Source organism: Thiomicrorhabdus marina (assembly GCF_017571465.1).
Lineage (GTDB): Bacteria > Pseudomonadota > Gammaproteobacteria > Thiomicrospirales > Thiomicrospiraceae > Thiomicrorhabdus > Thiomicrorhabdus marina.
The window spans coordinates 1-308 of sequence record NZ_JAGETV010000082.1 but is presented as its reverse complement, the minus strand read 5'-3'; the positions used below and the strand labels follow the sequence as shown (position 1 = coordinate 308).

Genomic DNA, 308 nt, shown 5'->3' with positions numbered 1-308 from the left:
TCCCACACTACCATCGGCGCAGAGACGTTTCACTTCTGAGTTCGGGAAGGGATCAGGTGGTTCCATCTCGCTATTGTCACCAAGCAATTCGGTGTTGAGGTGTCGGTTCGTTCAGTTACGTTCCAACACTTCAAAATAGGTTTGAAATAATGATTGTTATTGCTGTTTTTAGGTTTCGCTTTTTTTCTTAACTTGAGTTACTCAAGGTATTTGTGCCATCTCTCGATGAACCTCAATCTTCACTTCGCTTTCGCAAAGTTACTTTTGAGTTGTATAGTTAAGCCTCACGGGTAATTAGTACAAGTTAG

At 41.6% G+C, this 308-nt stretch carries 1 rRNA gene; it reads right to left on the bottom strand.

Features of this window, described 5'->3' with window-relative positions:
- Window positions 1-84, bottom strand: a 5S ribosomal RNA gene (rrf, locus tag J3998_RS13180); the annotation flags it as partial.
- Window positions 85-308 lie beyond the last annotated feature (224 nt).